At 55.2% G+C, this 19154-nt stretch carries 23 protein-coding genes and 1 pseudogene; 6 read left to right on the forward strand and 18 right to left on the reverse strand.

Annotated elements, in window-relative coordinates:
• Positions 1-15: 15 nt before the first annotated feature.
• The 7 genes and pseudogenes from B0T39_RS21675 to B0T39_RS21700 form a co-directional block, all read right to left on the reverse strand.
• A complete protein-coding gene (locus tag B0T39_RS21675; RefSeq protein WP_217806311.1) occupies positions 16-1488 on the reverse strand; it encodes a hypothetical protein in 1473 nt (490 codons plus the stop codon).
• An 83-nt stretch (positions 1489-1571) separates the two neighbouring features.
• On the reverse strand, positions 1572-1991 hold the full coding sequence (locus tag B0T39_RS21680) for a hypothetical protein (RefSeq protein ID WP_176219629.1): 420 nt from the start codon (positions 1989-1991) through the stop codon (positions 1572-1574).
• A gap of 102 nt (positions 1992-2093) precedes the next feature.
• Positions 2094-2201: pseudogene (locus tag B0T39_RS26530) on the reverse strand (HGGxSTG domain-containing protein); the annotation flags it as partial.
• Positions 2202-2596: 395 nt separating this feature from the next.
• Entirely contained in the window at positions 2597-3043 is a 447-nt protein-coding gene (locus B0T39_RS21685; RefSeq protein ID WP_081550398.1) for a hypothetical protein, read from the reverse strand.
• Positions 3036-3734: a phosphoadenosine phosphosulfate reductase gene (locus B0T39_RS21690; protein ID WP_254894624.1), complete on the reverse strand. Its 699-nt coding sequence runs from the start codon at positions 3732-3734 to the stop codon at positions 3036-3038. Before B0T39_RS21690 ends, B0T39_RS21685 begins: the two co-directional genes overlap by 8 nt.
• Positions 3731-4003, reverse strand: coding sequence for a helix-turn-helix domain-containing protein (locus tag B0T39_RS21695; RefSeq protein WP_081550402.1), 273 nt, complete (start codon positions 4001-4003; stop codon positions 3731-3733). Before B0T39_RS21695 ends, B0T39_RS21690 begins: the two co-directional genes overlap by 4 nt.
• A gap of 45 nt (positions 4004-4048) precedes the next feature.
• On the reverse strand, positions 4049-4495 hold the full coding sequence (locus B0T39_RS21700; protein ID WP_081550404.1) for a JAB domain-containing protein: 447 nt from the start codon (positions 4493-4495) through the stop codon (positions 4049-4051).
• 207 nt (positions 4496-4702) lie between these two features.
• Here B0T39_RS21700 and B0T39_RS21705 point away from each other — a divergent pair, with 207 nt between their 5' ends.
• Positions 4703-5131: an antirestriction protein gene (locus B0T39_RS21705; RefSeq protein ID WP_081550406.1), complete on the forward strand. Its 429-nt coding sequence runs from the start codon at positions 4703-4705 to the stop codon at positions 5129-5131.
• Between the two features lie 16 nt (positions 5132-5147).
• On the opposite strand, the gene B0T39_RS21710 is transcribed toward B0T39_RS21705, so the two are convergent.
• Together B0T39_RS21710 and B0T39_RS21715 are read right to left on the reverse strand one after the other, a co-directional pair.
• Positions 5148-5972, reverse strand: coding sequence for a DNA cytosine methyltransferase (locus B0T39_RS21710; protein WP_081550408.1), 825 nt, complete (start codon positions 5970-5972; stop codon positions 5148-5150).
• A gap of 45 nt (positions 5973-6017) precedes the next feature.
• Complete coding sequence (locus tag B0T39_RS21715) at positions 6018-6131, reverse strand: Com family DNA-binding transcriptional regulator (RefSeq protein WP_217806312.1); 114 nt, start codon at positions 6129-6131, stop codon at positions 6018-6020.
• Between the two features lie 335 nt (positions 6132-6466).
• Between B0T39_RS21715 and B0T39_RS21720 the strand changes: the two genes are divergently transcribed.
• Both B0T39_RS21720 and B0T39_RS25300 read left to right on the forward strand, forming a co-directional pair.
• Entirely contained in the window at positions 6467-10351 is a 3885-nt protein-coding gene (locus B0T39_RS21720; protein WP_081550410.1) for a non-ribosomal peptide synthetase, read from the forward strand.
• A 438-nt stretch (positions 10352-10789) separates the two neighbouring features.
• Complete coding sequence (locus tag B0T39_RS25300; RefSeq protein WP_176219630.1) at positions 10790-11896, forward strand: hypothetical protein; 1107 nt, start codon at positions 10790-10792, stop codon at positions 11894-11896.
• Here the strand turns inward: B0T39_RS25300 and B0T39_RS25305 are convergent.
• Positions 11859-12185: a hypothetical protein gene (locus B0T39_RS25305; protein ID WP_141111347.1), complete on the reverse strand. Its 327-nt coding sequence runs from the start codon at positions 12183-12185 to the stop codon at positions 11859-11861. The two genes, B0T39_RS25300 and B0T39_RS25305, sit on opposite strands and share 38 nt — an antisense overlap.
• 416 nt (positions 12186-12601) lie before the next feature.
• Here B0T39_RS25305 and B0T39_RS25310 point away from each other — a divergent pair, with 416 nt between their 5' ends.
• Positions 12602-12814, forward strand: a complete 213-nt coding sequence (locus B0T39_RS25310; protein WP_141111348.1) for a hypothetical protein — start codon at positions 12602-12604, stop codon at positions 12812-12814.
• Positions 12815-12962: 148 nt separating this feature from the next.
• Here the strand turns inward: B0T39_RS25310 and B0T39_RS25315 are convergent, their stop codons facing one another.
• The 6 genes from B0T39_RS25315 to B0T39_RS21750 form a co-directional block, all read right to left on the reverse strand.
• Positions 12963-14042 (reverse strand): hypothetical protein, encoded by a 1080-nt coding sequence (locus B0T39_RS25315; protein WP_141111349.1) that lies wholly within the window; start codon positions 14040-14042, stop codon positions 12963-12965.
• A gap of 339 nt (positions 14043-14381) precedes the next feature.
• Positions 14382-14768, reverse strand: coding sequence for a hypothetical protein (locus B0T39_RS21730; protein WP_081550414.1), 387 nt, complete (start codon positions 14766-14768; stop codon positions 14382-14384).
• An 82-nt stretch (positions 14769-14850) separates the two neighbouring features.
• Positions 14851-15057 (reverse strand): hypothetical protein, encoded by a 207-nt coding sequence (locus B0T39_RS21735; RefSeq protein ID WP_081550416.1) that lies wholly within the window; start codon positions 15055-15057, stop codon positions 14851-14853.
• Positions 15054-15884, reverse strand: coding sequence for a hypothetical protein (locus B0T39_RS21740; RefSeq protein WP_081550418.1), 831 nt, complete (start codon positions 15882-15884; stop codon positions 15054-15056). The genes B0T39_RS21735 and B0T39_RS21740 overlap by 4 nt, the downstream gene beginning before the upstream one ends.
• On the reverse strand, positions 15874-16737 hold the full coding sequence (locus tag B0T39_RS25750) for a hypothetical protein (RefSeq protein ID WP_081550420.1): 864 nt from the start codon (positions 16735-16737) through the stop codon (positions 15874-15876). Before B0T39_RS25750 ends, B0T39_RS21740 begins: the two co-directional genes overlap by 11 nt.
• Positions 16734-16931: a hypothetical protein gene (locus B0T39_RS21750; protein WP_081550422.1), complete on the reverse strand. Its 198-nt coding sequence runs from the start codon at positions 16929-16931 to the stop codon at positions 16734-16736. The genes B0T39_RS25750 and B0T39_RS21750 overlap by 4 nt, the downstream gene beginning before the upstream one ends.
• On the opposite strand from B0T39_RS21750, the gene B0T39_RS21755 reads away from it, so the two are divergent.
• Positions 16930-17568 carry a DUF4145 domain-containing protein gene (locus B0T39_RS21755; protein ID WP_081550424.1) on the forward strand — a complete coding sequence of 213 codons (639 nt, stop codon included), beginning with the start codon at positions 16930-16932 and terminating at the stop codon, positions 17566-17568. The genes B0T39_RS21750 and B0T39_RS21755 overlap by 2 nt on opposite strands.
• An 18-nt stretch (positions 17569-17586) precedes the next feature.
• Here the strand turns inward: B0T39_RS21755 and B0T39_RS21760 are convergent, their stop codons facing one another.
• Positions 17587-18153 carry a hypothetical protein gene (locus B0T39_RS21760; RefSeq protein ID WP_081550426.1) on the reverse strand — a complete coding sequence of 189 codons (567 nt, stop codon included), beginning with the start codon at positions 18151-18153 and terminating at the stop codon, positions 17587-17589.
• A 351-nt stretch (positions 18154-18504) separates the two neighbouring features.
• Here B0T39_RS21760 and B0T39_RS25325 point away from each other — a divergent pair, with 351 nt between their 5' ends.
• The gene (locus B0T39_RS25325) at positions 18505-18912 is read left to right on the forward strand and encodes a hypothetical protein (protein WP_141111351.1); all 408 of its coding nucleotides are present in this window, start codon (positions 18505-18507) and stop codon (positions 18910-18912) included.
• A 36-nt stretch (positions 18913-18948) separates the two neighbouring features.
• On the opposite strand, the gene B0T39_RS25980 is transcribed toward B0T39_RS25325, so the two are convergent.
• Positions 18949-19154: hypothetical protein (locus tag B0T39_RS25980; RefSeq protein WP_217806313.1), on the reverse strand; the 206-nt coding region annotated here is incomplete at its 5' end.

The following is a 19154-nucleotide window of genomic DNA, read 5'->3' on the forward strand; positions in this document are numbered from 1 at the left end:
CCGCCTGCCGGCGGGTCAATATTTGAGTGGTTGACGCTTCACCGTCACCCGCTTGCTGAGGACTCGGTATCGGGTTCCATCCCAATCGTGGTCCACCGCATCCGAGTCCACGTCGTCCGGGTTGTCTTTGTCGCGCGGCAAGATCGGGATCCGACTGATCCAGCCGCGGCAATGATCGAACACGTAGAACGCAGGTTCTTCCGGCAACCCTGATTCCTTGTCGGCGGCATACAGCGCCGCTTCCAACATGTCGCAGAAAACGGCGGCGCCGTTGACTCTGGATCCTGGACGCTTGTCCGAGTCCGTCCAGCGCACGCCCTGCCTTGCCATCTTGTCGGCGATGCTCAGTTCGTGGTCGCCGCTGTTTTTGATCATGGAGTCCGCGGGCCCGGGGCGGACATTGGCACACAAGCCCGGCCGCACATTCAACTGCCCTTTTTGGAGGCTGGCAGGCCGTGCCGCCGCGCCGCCGGCAAGATGCTGGTCTATCCATTTCACGCCCTTGGCCACATCGGTGGAGCTCATGTTCAAACCGACATTGAGCTGGTCCGGCTCGCAGCCATACCATTCGCCAATCAGGAACAAAGTGCCCTTCGGGAAACGTAATGATCGGTCGCCCAACTCAAATGCCTCGCCATTCGACTCGGCCCACCACAGATTGGAGAATGGCTTGCTCTCGCCCCAGTCGTGGCTACGATCCACTTTCCAGCCGGGCGGTATCTTGAATGGCCGGACCACATGCACCGCCTCGCGCCACAGGTGATCGAAACGGCCGCCGCTGGTGACATCCCAGGAACCCTCCACCCAGGCTTTGCGCTTGTTCGGATCCTTGATGTTCATCAGCGTGGCGATGTACACCGGATCCAGGTAGGGGTTCTCCTTGAAGCTGCCGTGAATGGCCACCCGCGTCAGCGTGATTTCCTCTTCCTTACGGGTCTGCGGGTTGTGCACGATCTGACTCGTGCGCAGCACCCGGCCGCGCGGCATCGGTTCGATGAAACGCCGCTTGACCCAGGCATGGCCTACGCCGAACGGATTGGTCGTGCTGATCGTTTCCAGGGGGATCGATGGCAACACAGCCCCATCCTCCAGCGGGTAGTTCTCCGGTTTGAAGGAGCTGCGCCGGCACGACATCATCGCGTCGTAGAAATCCATGCTTTTCTGCTTGGTCAGCTCGTTAAACCCGATGAAGGGCAGCTCCTGACCATGGAAGGCCCAGTAATCGTCCTCGTCGTCGCCGAAGCGGAACAGCAACTCCTCGCCAGTCGGCCAGACCCAGCGCAACTCGGAGGGCGAACGCAGAAAGCGGGCGCCATCGTTGAAAAGCTTGAACATCCGGTTCGACTGCGTGATGACGTCGGCCAGGTTCTTGTACTCGACATCAAAGATCACCCCTCGCCAGAAGCTGCCATAGCCCAAGCCCACCCGCTGGCGAAACTTCATCAACTGCGCGGCCGTTTTGCCGGGGCCGCGCGTGCCTTCGAGCAAGATCTCATTGCACGGGCAGGACAATGCCAAGGACTGCGAGCCCGGCAAGGGCCGCCAAACCGCCCTGTATTCCGTGCGCGCCCTCATGACTTACCTAAAATCTTGTTTTGATGTTGCTCGGCCACGGCCTCCCAGCCCTCGACGCTGTCCGCGGTCGGAACCGGCACAATATTGTGCGTCAGGTCGCCGCCCTGCTTTTCGTGCTCCTTGCGACGCCGGTCCAGATCAAGCCGCTTCAGTTCCAGTTCCACCTCGCCCAACAGCAAGGATTGACGGCGCGACTCAAGGGACTCAATCCGCGCGGTGAGCCGGTCAATCAAGCCGGCGTAATCCTTGACGCGGTAGGTGTACTCTTCAATCACCCCTTCTTCCTCGTCATCAGGTATGCCCCCGAACAGCACCGGCTTTACCGTCTTACTTTCCAGCTCCAGCGGTTCAGAATCCCGCTCCGCGGCAAGTGCCCGCATTAACCGGATTTTGGTGAGCCGTAGTTCCTCGTCCACCTGGCCCAGCTCTAAGCCAAGAGCAATCGCCTCCTCCTCCTCGGAAAGAAATTTGCTGTACAGGCTGCCTGGCCTGGCTGCATTGCGGTTGCCCCTGGAGTCTCTCGGGCCCGTGCTTTTGCCCCCGTGCAAGGCGCATCGATTCTTCCCCTTTAAGGGCCTGCGCTGACATGCCCCGCCTGTCCGGGTCTTTGCCCCACAAACAGTCATGGACACCTCATGTGAAAAAAGGCCCGCCAAAGCGGGCCTATGCCAACATTCAAGTTCTCGATGGACGTTCTTGGATTGATCACCGGAACAACATCACTTGCTGCTGCCCCATACCCTCCATAAAAAGGAAAGGCCGCCTATTTCGGTGGCCTCTCTTTCTGCTCGTCTACGAACCACTTGATCGGGAGTTCGCCACGCTCGCGGCGCGCCGCGACTGCGCGCCACCCGAAGGTCGAAAAGTAATGGATCCCGGCCTGGCGGTCATGAAACCGCGGCCTCCCATGAAAGCCCGCATTTAGCTGCCGCTGGAGCGCGAACGACTCGGCGCGCTTGCTCGGCGCGAAAAAAAACCGCGCACAGCGGTCGCGGCTCGACTCAGAAAGTTTCTCACAACGTCAATCCTTCACAAACGACAGCCAGTCCTTGTCGATCTTGCCGGTTGACTGGAAAGGCACCTGCTCAGCCGGCAGATCAACCCCCATAAGCCTGGCGACCTCCTGGCCGTCTAAATATTTGTCGCCAAGCTCAATCCACTTCATAGCCATCAGAAAGCGCTCTTTTTGCGCTCGGGACTGAAAGCACACGGCGAACCAGTATTCCGAATCCACAACCAGCTCAAACCGTTTGTCTTCGTTCTTCGCTCGCTCACGGAACCCTCTTTGCACAGCATCCAGATCAGCAAGGCTATCCGCTTCAATGTCTCCAGTGGGATCTGGCATTTGCACCAGCGCCGGCGCCTTGCGCGCCACCTTGGCCAACTCTGCGCTTTCACGAGCGCGCTTGGCCTTAGCCTTTGAGGCCTGGATGAGTTCCTGCTTTTTGGTAAGCTTTTCTTCAGCCATGCGTCTTCTCCCAGCGGAACACCTCAAGCTCGATCAAGGGAAACCATTCCAAAACCTTTTTGTAATCGCGTGGCAGGTGCTTTTTCATCGGCAAGATAAAACGCAGGTCCAGGCCATCGAAAGATCGCCCCCAAATTTTGTAATCGACGGGCAGCCGAACATTTGCCTTCTTGAACGCGGTGATTAAATCAGCCTTCCTCCAATCCCAAACGGGATGAAAGCGGAGTTGTTTGTAGCTAACCGGCCCATGCGTCATGATGGCGATTCTGCGCATTGGACTGTCCGCCGCGCGAACCCCATCTGCTACCAACATGTTTTGTGGCAAGCCCTCACTCTCCACGATCGCCCGTTGGATGTCGGTGTACTCAAAGTTAGGCAAGCCGGCCTGCTCGATTACCCGGCATCGCTCCGGGGGCTGGAAAATGAAGCTGTTCAACCAGCGATGCAATGACGGGTGCGGCAAACGCTTGATCTGAACGCCAAAAAAGCGTTCATAATAATCAATTGACTCCTCAACAAACTCCAAGCCAGGCACCAGATAAAGATAATAGGGATGCACCGCGTCAAAATGAGGCTGTATGGCCAACATTGCCGCGATAGCATCCTTCCCAGTCGAAAAAGCCAGTAGCGTTTCACTCTGCCTCTTCCTGACCGCCTTTATGGTTTCCTCGCCTGATAGTGGCTGAGTCACGGCGTCCCTCCCCATATTCGACCAAAACCGGCCTTTTCTACTAAAATTGCCCAGCAAGCATAGGGAATGGGCTTATCGGGCTCTCCAATCCATCGTCGTACTGTTCGCGAAGTCACTCCGACTAATTCTCCGACATCACTACCCGTAAGGTTGCCTGCGCCTCTTAAAATCAATTTTATTTCTTCAGGCGTCGGCGGCATCCAACCCTTGGCAAACGGCAAAAAACATTCGGGCCGAATCGTTCCGCCATACACTTGGATTTTTTCCATTGCTATTCCTTGCTTCGTTATTAGGCGGGCAATGCCCGCCAAACGCTATAGCAAACCTTTATCAGCAAATGAGAATGTTGTATTGCCAGCCACAATAACATGATCCACCAATTGAACTTCAATCACTTTTAGACTGTCATTCAGGGACACTGTTAGGTTTTTATCAGCCGGTGACGGATAGGCCACTCCACCAGGATGGTTGTGACTAATAATGATAGCTGCCGCATTATGGTGAAGAACGGCTTTAATGATCTCGCGCGGATAGACGCGACATTCTGTCAAACTCCCAACGAACATGGGCTCATACGCAATAAGTCGCATATGAACATCTAAGAAGATTAAAGATAAAATCTCCTGTTCCTCAAGAGCCAATTGCAACACAAGATATTTTTTCACCAAATCCGGACTATTCAACAGAACTCCAGGGCGCTTTAAATGGCTTTCAACTATATCTAGAGCCTTGTTGATAGCCTTGATCTCATTTGCATTCATCGGTTTGCTCCGGTTTTGACCTGCCAGAAGGCGGCCTTCACAAGCAATTTAGGACATTATGTCCTAACGGTCAAGCCACAAAATCAATTTGTTGCATACATGCATCATTTTACACAAAGGAGCTATATACCCTTGATTGCTAGGACATTTTGACCTAACTTCCCCACTGAAGGCCAGCTCATGCTAGGTCACAACCGGAGAAATCTGATGACTACGACAAGAGACCATATCCAATCCGCTAAAGTCCCTACATGCTCGCGCAGCCAGTTCCTTCCTGACTTTTTTGGGCTCAGCCTGATGATTCAGGGCGAAAATTTGGTTTACTCTTGGATGGAGGCTCTATCCACTGACTACAACGGTGGATCTTGGATATTCTATAAATTATCGAATAACGGGTATTTTATGGCTCCCGATGCAAGACAGAATTTCAAAATCTCATGCCCAGGCAATTATTTTGAAGGCGAAATGTCTGCACCGGCAGCCGGTATAGTTGCCACGCTTTTTGCAATTAACCAGTTGCTATTCAGCAAACTAAGCCCCCGCTCTACCGAGCATTTGACTCATTGCTATCACCGGTTGCTGGCGTTTGCAAAGCAGCATGAAGAAGCGAGTCAAATCCTCTCCGCAATAGACTAAGTAGACGAACACTCCATCACATAGCCCTGATCAAGTGCCCCGCGATCCACGCCGCGATTTGCGGGGCAACGGCGTTGCCGGCAGCATGAGCCTCTGTAAAGTTGGTCGCATCCAGTCCGAGGCAAAGCCCATGATCGTCAGACGCTCGGGCCCTGTCAGCCATCGCACGCCATCCGTTGGACTCAACGACGATGTTGGCGCCGCTAAGATCAACCTGGCTAGGCGATGATCCTGCAAGTAAGGTAGGAAAAGGTTTCTGCGATTGTCCCGTAATCTCCTGCCTTGGTAACACTCCCATTGGCGCGGCGTCAGCCAGCAACTCCACGGGGGGATGCTCGCGAAGACCTGCGACAATGAATACCCTTCGGCGGCTCGTGGGGATTCCGAAATATTGAGCATTAAGCACCCGCCAATATCCCACATACCCGCATTCGGCAAGCGTTGAAATGACTTCCTGGAAGTCTCGGCCATGTCCGCAAGAGAGCAGCCCCGTGACGTTTTCAAGGACCAGCCAGCGAGGCTGAAGCTCGGTTGCAATGCGGCAGACTTCGTAGAACAGCCCTGAGCGTTCGCCCTCCAGCCCTCTTCGCTTGCCCATGGTTGAGAGGTCTTGGCATGGGAAACCTCCGACAATGACGTCAACCCGTTCAAGGCCGGCGCCGACTGCTCGGACGTCTTCATACTGCTTTGCATGGGGGAATCGGTCGGAGAGCACTGCTCTGCATATGGGGTTGATTTCGACTTGCCAGACCGTTCTGAATCCTGCGTTTTCAAACCCAATGTCAAATCCGCCGATCCCGGCGAACAAGCTTCCAACTGTTGGTTTTGCTGAGGCATCCATGAGCACCTTGATGGCTGGCGCTCATGGACGCTCTGGATAGGGGCTCTAGGCCCTCCAGGTATTGATCATCTTGCACCGCGGACATTTAATCGACAAATACGAATAAATGCCCTCCGCAAGCTTTCGTGAACAGTGTTTGCAACGGACCTCAATTGCCACGAATTTACCCGCTCTTCTTGTTTTTGATGTGTGGAACGCAACTTCGGCACCACGTCGTCAATATACTAAAGCCTTGTGTTTATTGATATATGACCTGCCCAATTTCATATATGCCGAACTGCAACAATTTGAACAAGCTAGCCGGCTTTAGCGCCAAAGCGGATTCATGGCCTCTTCCCTTCAGCTGTCGCTGGGCCATCTGGCGTGAAGAAATATGACAAAAAAAACTAACCAGTATTGATAATCATTCCCGTTTGTGGTGTAAGATTGCGGCTCTCACTTGATCTGCCCACGCATCATCGCGCAGGCATGGAACCGCATCGGCACGCCTTCTTATGACTTTGACCGCTTCTCGCCTCCCCGTCAGCGCCGCGCAGCACGGCATCTGGATGGGGCAGCAACTTTCCCCGGACAACCCGAGTTACCTCACCGCCGAAGCCACGGAGTTGCGCGGCGCGTTGAACCTGGATGCCTTGCGCGACAGTGCCGCGGAGGTGTTGGCTCACTGCGCGGCGCTGAACATGCGCTTCGAGTTTGACGGCAGCCAGCTGTGGCAGCAGCCGGTGGCCGCACAGGCGGAGATTGCCTGCCTGGACTTCAGCGCGGAAGCGGAACCGGAAGCGGCGGCGCGGGCCTGGGTGGCTCAGGCGCTGGCGCGGCCGTGCGATCCGGCGCGGGACGCGCTCTATTTGGGCGCGGTGTTGAAGCTGGGGCCGGAGCGGCACTGGTGGTATCTGCAGACCCACCATATCGCGCTGGACGGCTTCGCCTACGGCCTGCTGAGCCAGGCGCTGGCGGCGCGCTACAGCGCCCGCGTCAAGCAGCAGGCCCTGCCGCCGCTGGCGGATTGGTCGCTGGACAAGATCGTCGCCGCCGATCACGCCTACCAGGCCAGCGAGGCCTGCGCGCAGGACCGCGCCTTCTGGCTGCAGCGCCAGGGCCGGCAGCCGGCGGCCAGCACGCTGGCGCCCGCCGCCTTGCTGGCGGACGGGGTGAACAAGGCCGAGCAATGGCTGAGCCCGGCGCAGATCGCCGCCTGGCAGGCCTCCGCCAAACAGCACGGCGTGGACTGGGGCGCTTGGCTGCTGGCGGCGGTGGGGGCTTGGCTGGCCAAACACAGCGGCCGCCGCGCGCTGACCCTGGGCCTGCCGGTGATGAACCGCCTGGGCACGCCAGCGCTGGCGGTGCCGTGCATGGCGATGAATATCGCGCCGCTGAGCCTGCGGCTGGACGAAGAGCTGGGCGCGGCGGAGCTGAGCCGCCAGCTGGCGGACAGCCTGCGCGCGATCCGGCCGCATCAGCGCTATCGCTACGAGCAGCTGCGCGGCGATCTGGCGCGCGTCGGCGGCCAGCAGCGCTTGTTCGGCGCGGTGGTGAACCTGATGCCTTTCGACCGCCGCGCGCCATTCGCCGGCCTGGACAGCCGGGTGCTGCCGCTGGGCTCCGGCCCGGTGGAGGACGTGTCGATCAATTTCAGTCTGTTGAACACCGAATGGCGGCTGTGCCTGGAAGCCAACCCCAACGCCTATCCGCAGACGGAACTGGACGGCCTGCGCGACGATTTGCTGGCCTGGCTGGACGCCTGGGCCGGCCGCGCGCCGGACGCCGCGCTGAGCGAGTTGCTGCCGGAGCTGCCGCCGCTGAGCGTGCTGGACGGCGCGGCGCTGGAGCGCGAACCGCGGGAGGTGCTGAGCCTGATCCGCGCCGCCGCCGCCGCGCGGCCGGACGCGACGGCGCTGGAACAGGATGGCGAGCGCCTGTCCTACCGCGAGCTGTTGCAGCGCGTGCTGCAACTGGCCGGCCGCTTGCAAGCCGCCGGCCTGCAGGCGGAGGAACGGGTGGCCATCGTGCTGCCGCGCAGCCCGGAAGCCATTGTCGCCATCCTGGCCACGCTGTGGGCCGGCGGCTGCTATGTGCCGCTGGACCCGCACGGCCCGCCGACGCGGCTGGCCATGGTGCTGGACGACGCGCAGCCGCGGCTGGCCGTTACCCTGAGCGCCTGGCGTCCGCTCTTGGGCGCCGTGCCGGCGCTGTGCCTGGACCTGCCGCCGCAACAGGACGCGCTAGCCGCCGCGGACCCGGCGCCGGCGGCTGAGCAAGCCGCTTATCTGCTCTACACCTCCGGCTCCACCGGCAAGCCCAACGGCGTGCTGGTCAGCCACGGCGCGCTGGCCCAGTTCGTCAGCAGCGCCGGCCAGCTGTACCGCATCGGCGCCGACGAACGCATTCTGCAATTCGCGCCGCTGCACTTTGACGCCAGCATCGAGGAAATCTTCCTGGCGCTGTGCCATGGCGGCACCCTGGTGCTGCGCACCGACGCGATGCTGGAATCCATGCCGGCCTTCGCCGCCGCGGTGGCGCGCCAGCGCATCAGCGTGCTGGACCTGCCCACCGCCTTCTGGCACGAACTGGCCTTCGCCTTGCAGCCGGAACTGGCCGCGCAGCTGGCCAGCGTGCGGCTGACCATCATCGGCGGCGAAGCCGCGCTGCCGGAACGCGCCGGCCGCTGGCAGGCGCTGTTGCCCAGCAGCGTGCTGCTCAACAGCTATGGGCCCACCGAGGCCTCCATCATCGCCACCAGCGCCATCCTGTCCGGCCCCGGCGCGGTGTGGGACGGCGGAGACAGCGTGCCCATCGGCCTGCCGCGCCCCGGCGTGCGCGCCGTCATCGTCGACGAGCGCCTGCAGCCCGTGGCGCAGGGCGAGGACGGCGAACTGTGCCTGCTGGGCGACGCACTGGCCATCGGCTACCTGGGCCGCGAAGAACTGACCGCGCGCCGCTTCGTCACCCTGGACGCCCTGCCCGGCGCGCCGCGCGCCTACCGCACCGGCGACCGCGCGCGTCTGAGCGACGGCCAGCTGCGCTTCCTGGGCCGGCTGGATCATGAAATGAAGATCAGCGGCCTGCGCATCGATCCGGCCGAAATCGAAAACGCGCTGCTGGCCTGCCCGGAGGTGCGCGAGGCCGCGGTGGTGGGCCTGCCGCTGGCCGGCGGCGGCTATACCCTGGCCGCCTTCCTCAGCGGCGGCGAGACCGAGCCGGCGACGATGCGCTCGCGCTTGGCCGAGGTGCTGCCGGCGGCGGCGATCCCGGATCATTGGCGCTGGCTGGACAGCCTGCCGCGCAACGTCAACGGCAAGATAGACCGCAAGCAGCTGGCCGCCGGCATGGAAGCGCAAGCGCCGGCCGCGGCGGAAGACGCCAGCCCGCTGGAACGTCAGGTGATGGAGGTGTGGCAGCAAGTGCTGGGCGTCACCCCGCCCAGCCGCCACGCCAATTTCTTCGAACTGGGCGGCAAATCGCTGCAAGCCATCCAGGTGGCCAACCGGCTGGCGCAGCGCCTGAACCGCGAAGTGGCGGTGTCCGCGCTGTTCAGCCACAGCACGGTGGCGGCGCTGGCGCAGGCGTTGAGCGCGCCCGCCGCGCACCGGCCGCCGTCCGCCAGCGAGGGCCAGGAGTTCGCGCCGCTGCTGACCATCCAGCCCGGCGCGCTGCCGGCGCTGTTCTGCCTGCACCCGGCGGAAGGCTTGTCCTGGTGCTATCTGGGCCTGGCCAAGCACCTGCCCGGCGTGGCCATCTACGGCCTGCAGGCCACCGGCATCACCGGCGACAAGCCGGCCAGCTTCGACGCGATGGTGGCGGACTACGTGGCCCGCGTGCGCGAAGTCCAGCCGCAAGGGCCGTACCGGCTGCTGGGCTGGTCGCTGGGCGGCGGACTGGCGCAGGCGATGGCTGCACAGCTACGCGCCGCCGGCGAAACCGTGGAACTGGCGGCGCTGATGGACAGCTATCCAACCGCCAGCTGGCAGGGCCGGCCGCAACCGACATTGCACGACGCGCTGGTGACGGTGCTCAGCGTCAACGGCGAAGTGGACGCCGACGAGAACGGCCAGCCGCTGGACAATGAGGCGATCTATCAACGCCTACTGCGCCCCGGCAGCCCGCTGGCGCCGCTGGGCCGCGCCGCGCTGGAGCGGCTGGGCGAGGCCTCGCTGCATGGCATGCAATTGTTCCGCGACAGCGAAACCCCGCGTTACGACGGCGATGTGTTGCTGTTCCGCGCCGGCATCCACCCGGAAGACGCGCCCAAGCCGGAAGACTGGCGGCCCTTCCTCGGCGGCACGCTGGAGTGCGTGGAGCTGGACTGCGACCACTTCGGTATGAGTGATCCGGAGCCGATGAGAAGGATAGGCGAGGAATTGGCGCGGCGTTTGAGCTAAGCGCAGATAGCAAAAAGCCCCCTTTCCGGTAATGCTAGTCAGTTAAGAGAAAAACACCGTTCGCCAAGCATGGGGAACGGTGTTTTTTCTATGGTTTCAGCTACATTTGGCATCAAAAAAGTAGCTTCAAAATCCTTAACTGACTGGCATTACCCCTTTCCGGGGGCTTTTTTTATTGCAATTAGGTCATCCGATTTCGCTACTCTCACGAGCGGCCAACGTCGGATGAAGCGTTGGTAACGCGCCACTAGGCGAGTTTTAATTATAAAACACAACCTATCTTGGCAGTAAAGAACTAATTACATATTGTATTGGCGAATCCTCTTAATCTAAGCCAGCACACTTCCAGCATCAATCAAACAACATTCGTAAGCGTTCTTGCAATTTCACCATTACAACCTATGATAAACGAGTAAACGTTACTCACTAGGAAATAACATGTATTTACGCATGTATTTTTTCTATATTTTTATGGAATGCACGGCTGCACAAACGATTAACATTCGTACAATTGCACTTCCTATAGATGAACCCGATAAAACCCACCAAGTAATTTATCAAGAAAATAATGATTTGATAAAATCAAGTAAAATTCAATATTTTGAAAAGCAAGTACAGTGGGTGGAACACCCCATAACCATTAATGATTTTCTACAACTGAATGGTCTAGCCACGGACTCACAAACTGCAAACTCATTTCTGACGTTAAACCCGCAGTTACATAAATTAAAAACCATTCCAACCGGAAGCAGGCTTTTTTACTTCACCCCAACAAAAAGTTCAAACTCTCCTTCACCTACAATAGGGGAATATACTTCAGTAAATATGGGCGACATCGCCAGGGCTAGTTTTGGACCACAAATCAACGCGGCCAAACAGACCCAGTTAAAAACACTGCAATTGCCAATATCGGTATACCGGCCGGACGTCAAGCCCAAAGAGTTCCAAGAGCTATCATTCACTTTTTATCAACATTCAATTGAACTCGCCAAACATGCACACCAGATGAGCAACACTGACTTAATACTAGCTCAATACTTACTAGCCCGCACACAAGCAAAATTTAGCAGCATTATTTCTGACGCAAAATATAAGTACATCAGCAAAGAATTTATAATGGAAATCAAATCATTCCTCGATAATGTCAATAATTTTATTGTATCAAAAAATAATGACAAACCTCCAATTACCTATCACAAAGTCACAGTACATGTCACAACTAAATCAAGAAAACACAAGCCACCATCACTTAGAGTATACACACTACCCAGTGATGTTTTTGATCACCCCTCAAATTACAATCAAGAATTAATTTTTGACATGCTCACGGCACTAACCTTTCAAGACTTAACTACGCCATCAACTTGGAATGTACCCCAATCGGAGATGCGCCTTTGGATAGGTCCTGATTTTTTATACCAAGCAACAACTCAAAAAGTCATGAGCAATAAAGTTAAATACTACAAACCCATACACCCATCCACAAACACACCCAACACAAAACCAATTACATTTCTCTACCCTGACAACGTGGAAATGCGATGACATCCCCACTCAAAACCCAGTCAATAAATTCAACATCAAACAAGGTGGAATTACAAACCAAATTAACAATAGCCGCAGGCACATTATTTACAGCAATCTTGACGTTATTTGAAAATATCTTCAACACATTCATGAGTAATGACCTTGCCCCCTCATTTGTAACCATTTCCGTTTTTTTTACAATTTCGATGCTAGCATGTCTAAAATTCAAAACACCCAGAATCAATTCATTCCTGCTTTGGATTTCAACAACATCCTTCTTTATCTTGCTTTTTATTTCCACATTCATTAGCTTAATTGCACTAATACATAAATACACTTATCACTACCCGGAAGATTTTACTCAGAGCTTAAAATACAATACCTACATTGGTGCCCCGTACCACAAAAATGGCGAGAAAATAGCTCAAGGCAGAGATTTATCTACCGTAGTTAGCGCGAATGGCGGGCCCGCATTTGTTGAGCACTACTCAATTCTATGGTCAGCCAAAGAACGAACAAAAATCATTATATGTTTCAATGTATGTTTCTTTCTGTACTGTCTTTTTGCGACCTTTGCAATAATACTTCTTGCCCAACCTCCATTAAGCACCTCAAAAATTCCAAAATAATACGTTGAGCTATACTTAGCATCAAGACACAAGTCAATTCACCAAAAATTAAACACCCAATCAAACAGTAAACCAACAAAGGACAAAGTCAAACATGGACAACAAAGAGACACAACCAGAAAACAAAGTCATGGACCATGAAGACAAGTGTAATTACATGCGCGGCCTACTAGAAAAAAATATAACTCACCCTGAAGGTATACCAAATAAAAAAGATTCAACACCAAACATAACACACCGACTCACCCCCAGAACAGAAAACTCATTAAAACACAAAAACACTCAAAAAAAGAAAAAGCAAGATTAAAGAAACAAAACGATCAAATATCAAGAGTTGATTAGAGATGCAATCAACCCATAATTGAACGACAGAAATTAGCGCAACAATAATTTGACTATAATTGATAAGCATCTATTCTACAAAGCCTCAAAACTGGAACAAACCATTCTTTTGACTATTGTCTATGCTCACCTGGAACTGGGATTGGCCCAGGGCCACCCGACGGTGCATTTGGCGCAACAGCCCCTGTACGTCCCTGAATGCAGGCCATGGGGTTCGAATTGACACAAACCCTCCCTATAAATCGCCCATAACTTTCTGAAATCGAACACGCACCAAACTTATCCAACAAAATGTTCTTTGGCATACTTTTTAGAGGTCTCATGGCATCCTCGAGCATTATTTGTGCTTGTCCATAATTTTGGCGATCCATATTGCTCATGCCAGCCAAGACTTCCGCACACTTTGAATCTGAGCTTTCCCAACAGTTAACAACATCAAGAGGCACGGATTTCAACATTGAAAATACAGCTGATATTTTTGTCCGCAGAGTTTCGCATTCAGGCCCCTCCTCACCATCTGGCGTAATAGATGGAAGCCAAACAAAAAAGCATGAAAATGCCTTTTGACCTGACGTTGCATTGACAACACCCTGTCCTTCTTTACGGATATCACCTGCAGATTTTTCCACTATAAATTCTGATATGCCATATGGTAGCTTTTCTCCTTCATTGAAAATGGCTTGATCATTGCGACCAACCAACTTCATGAGATAGGCTGTTGAACGTGTAACTGTAGCCTGGCCAGCATCTCTCCACACAACTCGTATACGAGCACTTGTAGATGAGCTTCCCATTTGCAACTCGCAAAATAACCCATCTATAGTTTCAGTTTTGCATTTTGACCAGGCCTGAACAAGTTCTGGCTTTATCGATCGCGAAGCATAACCATAGAAACGGGCCATGTTCTCAGCTTGACTACTTGATTCACATTTTTCATTACTTTTTGTCTCCTTGTAATCAGCACTACCCAATATTTCACTACCGAACCCACTCAAACCGCCCCCTTGCGTAGAAGAGCCTACTACACAGGCGGCAGAATTGAGTGCTAAATTTCTTGATTCCCAATTTATAATTTTAGTATTATCCTTTAAGTGGTCCTGCAAAGCCGCATCGCATCTATCCATAGCAACTGAGCAGGCAGGAACAAGTACAAATAGGATTGAACAAAATATCAATTTCTTACGATTCTGCATGCAAACTCCAATCAACAAATAGCTAAATAGAAAAACATTTATAATACATACCCTTGCAATGCATTATAGTAGAAATCAAAAATACATTAGAATATTTTAATAGGATTGGGTGAAAGTAAGTAAGCTTTTGCAATTTTTCTCCCTGGCCCACAACGAGGTCTAACCTGAGCCTCAATCGACTTGTGCCTTTGTAACTTCACCAACACCGACATAATTTCCGCGGCGCCATATTGGAAGTCCAACGCCGCCTCGATCTCCCCCAAGAACATCGGCCGCGTCGCGTCAGCCAGCACATCGCAGATTTTCGAAGCAAGCCCCTTCCCACGTGGCCGTCTCATGCTATGCCGCCTCCTGATGGAGCAGACGCCAGGCCCGGCCAAACCGTACCGTTGCCTGCAGCAACAGCCCATCAAACGAACTGAAGCTCATAGCTAGACGACGTGCGATGTCCTCATCTGCAAGATGCGGGTAATGAACATGCCTCGCGCGGAGTACTGCCCTCTCGCCCTTGGCAAGCTGATTCACCAGTTGCTCTACCTGGCCGGCAATAAGCGGGCTATAGCGGTTCTCGCTGCGGCGGCGCGCCGTCTCCTTGTCCTCGGCAAACCGGTATCGAACAGGATCGTTGGCGTAACGCCCCTCGATGGAGAAACAGGTACTGCGTAAGCTGCCATGATCAACAGCCCACTTCCCCCACTGTGCCAATGCTGCTGCTGGTTCGATCATTGCGGCCCCTCCCCACGAGCATCCCGCCGCGGTGAGCGGCCCTTGCCAAGCAGCGCACCAAGCACAAGCAACGACATGTCCATCACCGCCCTTTCACATTCGCGTTGGCATGGTGCTGTTCGCACCGCGCCATGTGGTCCTGAGCCGGGCCAGCGCCGACGGACAACATGGCGCCCTCCGGCGTGAACGCCCGGTAGATCGCGCCAGCGCCGGTGCCATGGCCATACTTCACGACGCGGTAGCCGCGCCATTCCCTCGTGTTGTCGGCGGTTTTGGCCCATTCCGTCACGCCGCATCCTCCATGGGCTTCGTTTTCGCCAGGAATGGCTGCAAGGACTCAGGCACGGCCTGATGCGACTGACGGATCGCCTCAGCGGCCAAGCGCTTGCCGCTCATTCCTCCGCGATAGACCCCGCGGGCGGTCTCGTCGGCGATCTTGAACGCCCACTCCAAACGCACCCTGTTGTCGCTGGGGAATTTCATGCGCTTGGCCGCACGCTGCACATCGGCAATACGGACTTGCACGTCCTGCTGGCTCAGCTCAGGTGCCGGCAACGCCTCCTCGTCGCTGACGTCGGGAATATCGCCAAGGTGGTGTCGGTTCGAATCCAGCGCCGCCATCCAGCGCCCGCGCATGCTGCGGTAATCGCTGTGCAGTAGGTCGTTGCCGAGGGATGCCGCTGCCCAGAACAGCATCGAGCTTGGCCAGTTCTGCGGCCGACGGGCGCGCCGTTTTGCCATTTCGGCCTGGGCCCGGTAGAACAGCGACTCTGGATCCAGGTCCGAGCCGCCAAGACAAGCGCGAATGAACGCGTCACAACTGGGTGGATACTGGTGGAGGGCAAGCAGGCCGCGCTTGATCTGGTCGGGGGAGATGCGAGCAAGGTCGAGTTCTTCGGCCCAAACTTTCTTTGCCTCTTCGATGCCGGCGTCTACGGCGTAGTCCATGCTGTCGCTCTGCTGCAGGAGCTTGCCGGTGCGCTGGTCGACGATGACTCCGCTACGGAATTTCTCCGTGAACTGGGCTCCGAATCGGCCGGAGAGCCGCCGGAAAATTTCATCCACCCAGCGCAAGGGGATGCTTCCGCTCGCATTCAGAATCAAATCATCCGTCATCCGGGATCACCTCCCCATGAATCTCACGCTCGCCAGGCCGTAGGCCCCGCGGCGGAGGGTTAAGCACGGAGCCCAGGGCGGCCTGCTTAGCGCTGGAGCTGGTGGTGGAGTGCTGGGCAGCTTGCAACCTGGCATCGGTCACTCGCTGTCGGTCGGCGTTGAACTGGTGCTGGTCCAGCAGCCACTTGCGGAATTGAGCCTCCCAGGCTTGCAGATCAGCGCGGGTCTCACGTCTCGCCTGGTAGTGAGCAACAAAGCGGGCGATCTCGGTCGGCAGGTCCAAACCTAGCGACTGCGCTTTCGCCACATCTACCCGCGCCGCTTGAAAGTCGTCAGGGACGGCGAACCCGTCGCAGCTGTCACGCGCGCGTTCACCCACCGAACGTAGTGAGGTGGGTTTATCTTTATCTTTATCTAGCGGGACATTGCGTGACGCGTCGTGACAATGCCGTGACTCTGCTTGTGACTCTGAGCACTCTTTGGCTTCCTTCTCTCGTTGCCGTTGCTCCCTCTTCCGCTCTGCTGCTGACTTTGCGCCGGTTTTCTCATTGCCCGAGTCCTCGCGCTTTGGCTGACGTCCCTCCCATCCGGACAGCTTATTGCCGTCCAATACGCGGCCCTGCATGGCTTCTTGGATGGCCAGAATTTCTCCCTCTGTCACGTCGAGGGCGCTGGATAAATCTTCTGGCGTGACAGTCACGTGACCTCGCGTGACATTGCGTGACGCATCAACCAGCAGATGCAAAAACACGGCTTGTACCAAGGCAATGGGCTGCCCCGACAGGCGGCTAATCGTGCGCCACTTAGGGTCGTTCGGCATGTCATGCCAGAGTCTCAGCCATTGGTTGCTCATTCGTCACCCTGCAGTCTCTTCATTGAATGCATGACACAGAGCTGACCAATCAAGGCACTAATGAATGCATCTTTGTCCCTGCTGATCAGGTACTGCTGCATCAACAGAGTGTGCGCACGTTCAGGCCAGTTTTTGATAACATTCGAAATCTCGATGTCATGTCGAATGATTTTTTCAAGACTGGAGTTGCTCATGGCTGTCCTTACGCACGATTGCCCTCACTGTCACGGGAAAAACTTCGGATTTACCGCCGTAGCCTCGAAACGCCACCCTCTTCAAGAAAATCTTTGGAATATCTTTTTTCAATGCCCAGGTTGTTCCTGGCCTGTATGCGTCGTTATTTTTTGTACAAGCTCGTATGACCCAAAAGACTTTGCAGGAGATTTGAACGGGCCAGATGGTCGCGCAGTAGCAACCATCGTCGCTATCTTGCCTACCCCAGAGGCGATTGAAGTGCCGGATCATTTGCCAGCCAATATTGCTAGAGCTTTTCAGGACTCTGCACAAGCTCGCAAATCTCGCTTGTATTCTCCTGCATGCGCCGGCTACCGTCGGACAATGGAGATGGCATTGAAGGCCTTGGCCCCAGACATCGAAGCGTGGAAACTTGAGAAACGCATTGATAAACTCGCGGCAGAACACAGGATCACTCCAGCCCTTCAGGAGTGGGCTCACCAGCTTCGTTTGGAGGGCAATGAGGCCATTCACGGTGTTGACGAGGCTGATGAAGACCTCTGCAACCAAATGCACGAGTTGACTCGTTTTTTGCTCATTTACTTGTACTCGCTGCCGAAGCAGATCGAACAAGCAAAGCCAGTTCAGAGCGAATGATTTGTCCATAGAACTGCCCTACTTTTCATCCACCTTCGCGAACTCCAGCTCCCAGCCGGCCAACTGCCCGGCCAGTTGGCGCATCGCCAGGCGCGCTTGCATAATCCGCTCCCTATCGTGTGCGTCCACCTTTCCGTCCGCAATAATCGCGGCGAGATGAACGAACATATCCGCGGTGGAATGCATCGTGGCGCCGAGGGTGGCAGCATCTGCGGTAGAACCACTGGGGACCGCCAACATACCGTGCACCTGAAACAAATCTACCAAGCACGCATCGCGGTACTTCCCCTCCAGCGTGGCCAGCCATGCGGCAAGGATCTCCATCGGTAACTTGATTGCACGTTTCATCCAACGCTCGACCACCAAGGCGTTCTTGGCCTTGATGGAGTAGAAATCGTCCATGCTGCCATCGACAGGGATCTCATCCAGTGGACATGAGCGACGCTGCGGTGGCGTCATGGACAAATAGTTATCTGCCAGAGCTTCGGCAAACCTAGTCAGCGGCTGACCACGGCCATCCAGCTGCGCCTTGGCCCAGTAAATCAAGGTATCGGTAGGCGATTGAAAGTGATGGGACATCAACATAGTCACTCCCCTGGTACCCTGCTAGATTTCGCAAAGCCTGGCCCAGTGCCTCTCAGGTAGCCGACCGAAGCGCTGGCGTCAGGTCGCAGGCTTTCGCAGCGCACCACCCGCATAGAATGCCGCTCCACCTCGATGGCAAGCTGCAGATTGCATCTTCGACCACCGTAAGCGATGTTTTTCAAGTGCCCAAAAGTTGTGCCGCACTTGGCGGCAAACTGCTCCCTTTCGGCCTGGGGCATGCTGAAGAGGTAAGTTTTCAGGTCCATACACCGATACTATCACCGTTCGGTGATTGCAATCAACACCAAAAGGGGATTTCACCAATTGGTGAATTTCTGCTTGAATAGCTTTATGAAAATTTCAGACATCCGCCGCCAAAACCTCATCAGGCTCATCGAAGAACGGTTTGACAACAACCAGACCGTCTTTGCGGGAAAAACAGGCAAAAAGCAGTCCCAGATCTCGGACATGGTCCGTGGGACAAAATCATTTGGCGAAAAAATTGCTAGAGACTTAGAGCATCGACTCAGCTTGCCGCCATTCTGGCTTGACTCGATTGATCACAAAGAAGGCACATCAAAACTAAATACAGAATCACGACAAATCATTCCGCAAGTCCATACAGCAGATTTGCCCACAAATAGAGAAAACAACAGCCTGGATTTAGAAGAGATCGCTCGACAAGTACAAGCAAGCGGGCAAGAACATGTTTTAAAGCTAATAAAACTACTTGCAGAGAATAGTAGTTTAAAAAAATAACACTCACTATAATCAAGCGGCACAATGCCGCCTTGCTTACTTAAAAATATTAAATGACGGCATCCGCTCAATTACCACACCTAAAAGATTCTCCACATCTCCTTTATAGATAATTTGATCTTCCCCCTCCAGCCATACCAGCGATAAGGAGAGAAGTCCTAGGTTTGCATGGTAGTGGTACTGCTTGATAGTTCGGTGGTCCGCTGCTGGCGATAGCGTGCCGCAAACACTGCTGGTGGTAT

Origin of the sequence: Chromobacterium haemolyticum, from assembly GCF_002081825.1 — a bacterium.
GTDB classification, from domain to species: Bacteria; Pseudomonadota; Gammaproteobacteria; order Burkholderiales; family Chromobacteriaceae; genus Chromobacterium; species Chromobacterium fluminis.

Bases quoted from the DNA above. Each gene is read 5' to 3' on its own strand.
- B0T39_RS21685 (WP_081550398.1), bottom strand. From the start codon at position 3,043: ATGGCTGAAGAAAAGCTTACCAAAAAGCAGGAACTCATCCAGGCCTCA.
- B0T39_RS21695 (WP_081550402.1), bottom strand. From the start codon at position 4,003: ATGGAAAAAATCCAAGTGTATGGCGGAACGATTCGGCCCGAATGTTTT.
- B0T39_RS21700 (WP_081550404.1), bottom strand. From the start codon at position 4,495: ATGAATGCAAATGAGATCAAGGCTATCAACAAGGCTCTAGATATAGTT.
- B0T39_RS21705 (WP_081550406.1), top strand. From the start codon at position 4,703: ATGACTACGACAAGAGACCATATCCAATCCGCTAAAGTCCCTACATGC.
- B0T39_RS21710 (WP_081550408.1), bottom strand. From the start codon at position 5,972: ATGGATGCCTCAGCAAAACCAACAGTTGGAAGCTTGTTCGCCGGGATC.
- B0T39_RS21720 (WP_081550410.1), top strand. From the start codon at position 6,467: ATGACTTTGACCGCTTCTCGCCTCCCCGTCAGCGCCGCGCAGCACGGC.
- B0T39_RS25300 (WP_176219630.1), top strand. From the start codon at position 10,790: ATGTATTTACGCATGTATTTTTTCTATATTTTTATGGAATGCACGGCT.
- B0T39_RS25305 (WP_141111347.1), bottom strand. From the start codon at position 12,185: ATGAATGTGGAAATAAAAAGCAAGATAAAGAAGGATGTTGTTGAAATC.
- B0T39_RS25310 (WP_141111348.1), top strand. From the start codon at position 12,602: ATGGACAACAAAGAGACACAACCAGAAAACAAAGTCATGGACCATGAA.
- B0T39_RS25315 (WP_141111349.1), bottom strand. From the start codon at position 14,042: ATGCAGAATCGTAAGAAATTGATATTTTGTTCAATCCTATTTGTACTT.
- B0T39_RS21730 (WP_081550414.1), bottom strand. From the start codon at position 14,768: ATGATCGAACCAGCAGCAGCATTGGCACAGTGGGGGAAGTGGGCTGTT.
- B0T39_RS21740 (WP_081550418.1), bottom strand. From the start codon at position 15,884: ATGACGGATGATTTGATTCTGAATGCGAGCGGAAGCATCCCCTTGCGC.
- B0T39_RS25750 (WP_081550420.1), bottom strand. From the start codon at position 16,737: ATGAGCAACCAATGGCTGAGACTCTGGCATGACATGCCGAACGACCCT.
- B0T39_RS21755 (WP_081550424.1), top strand. From the start codon at position 16,930: ATGGCTGTCCTTACGCACGATTGCCCTCACTGTCACGGGAAAAACTTC.
- B0T39_RS21750 (WP_081550422.1), bottom strand. From the start codon at position 16,931: ATGAGCAACTCCAGTCTTGAAAAAATCATTCGACATGACATCGAGATT.
- B0T39_RS21760 (WP_081550426.1), bottom strand. From the start codon at position 18,153: ATGTTGATGTCCCATCACTTTCAATCGCCTACCGATACCTTGATTTAC.
- B0T39_RS25325 (WP_141111351.1), top strand. From the start codon at position 18,505: ATGAAAATTTCAGACATCCGCCGCCAAAACCTCATCAGGCTCATCGAA.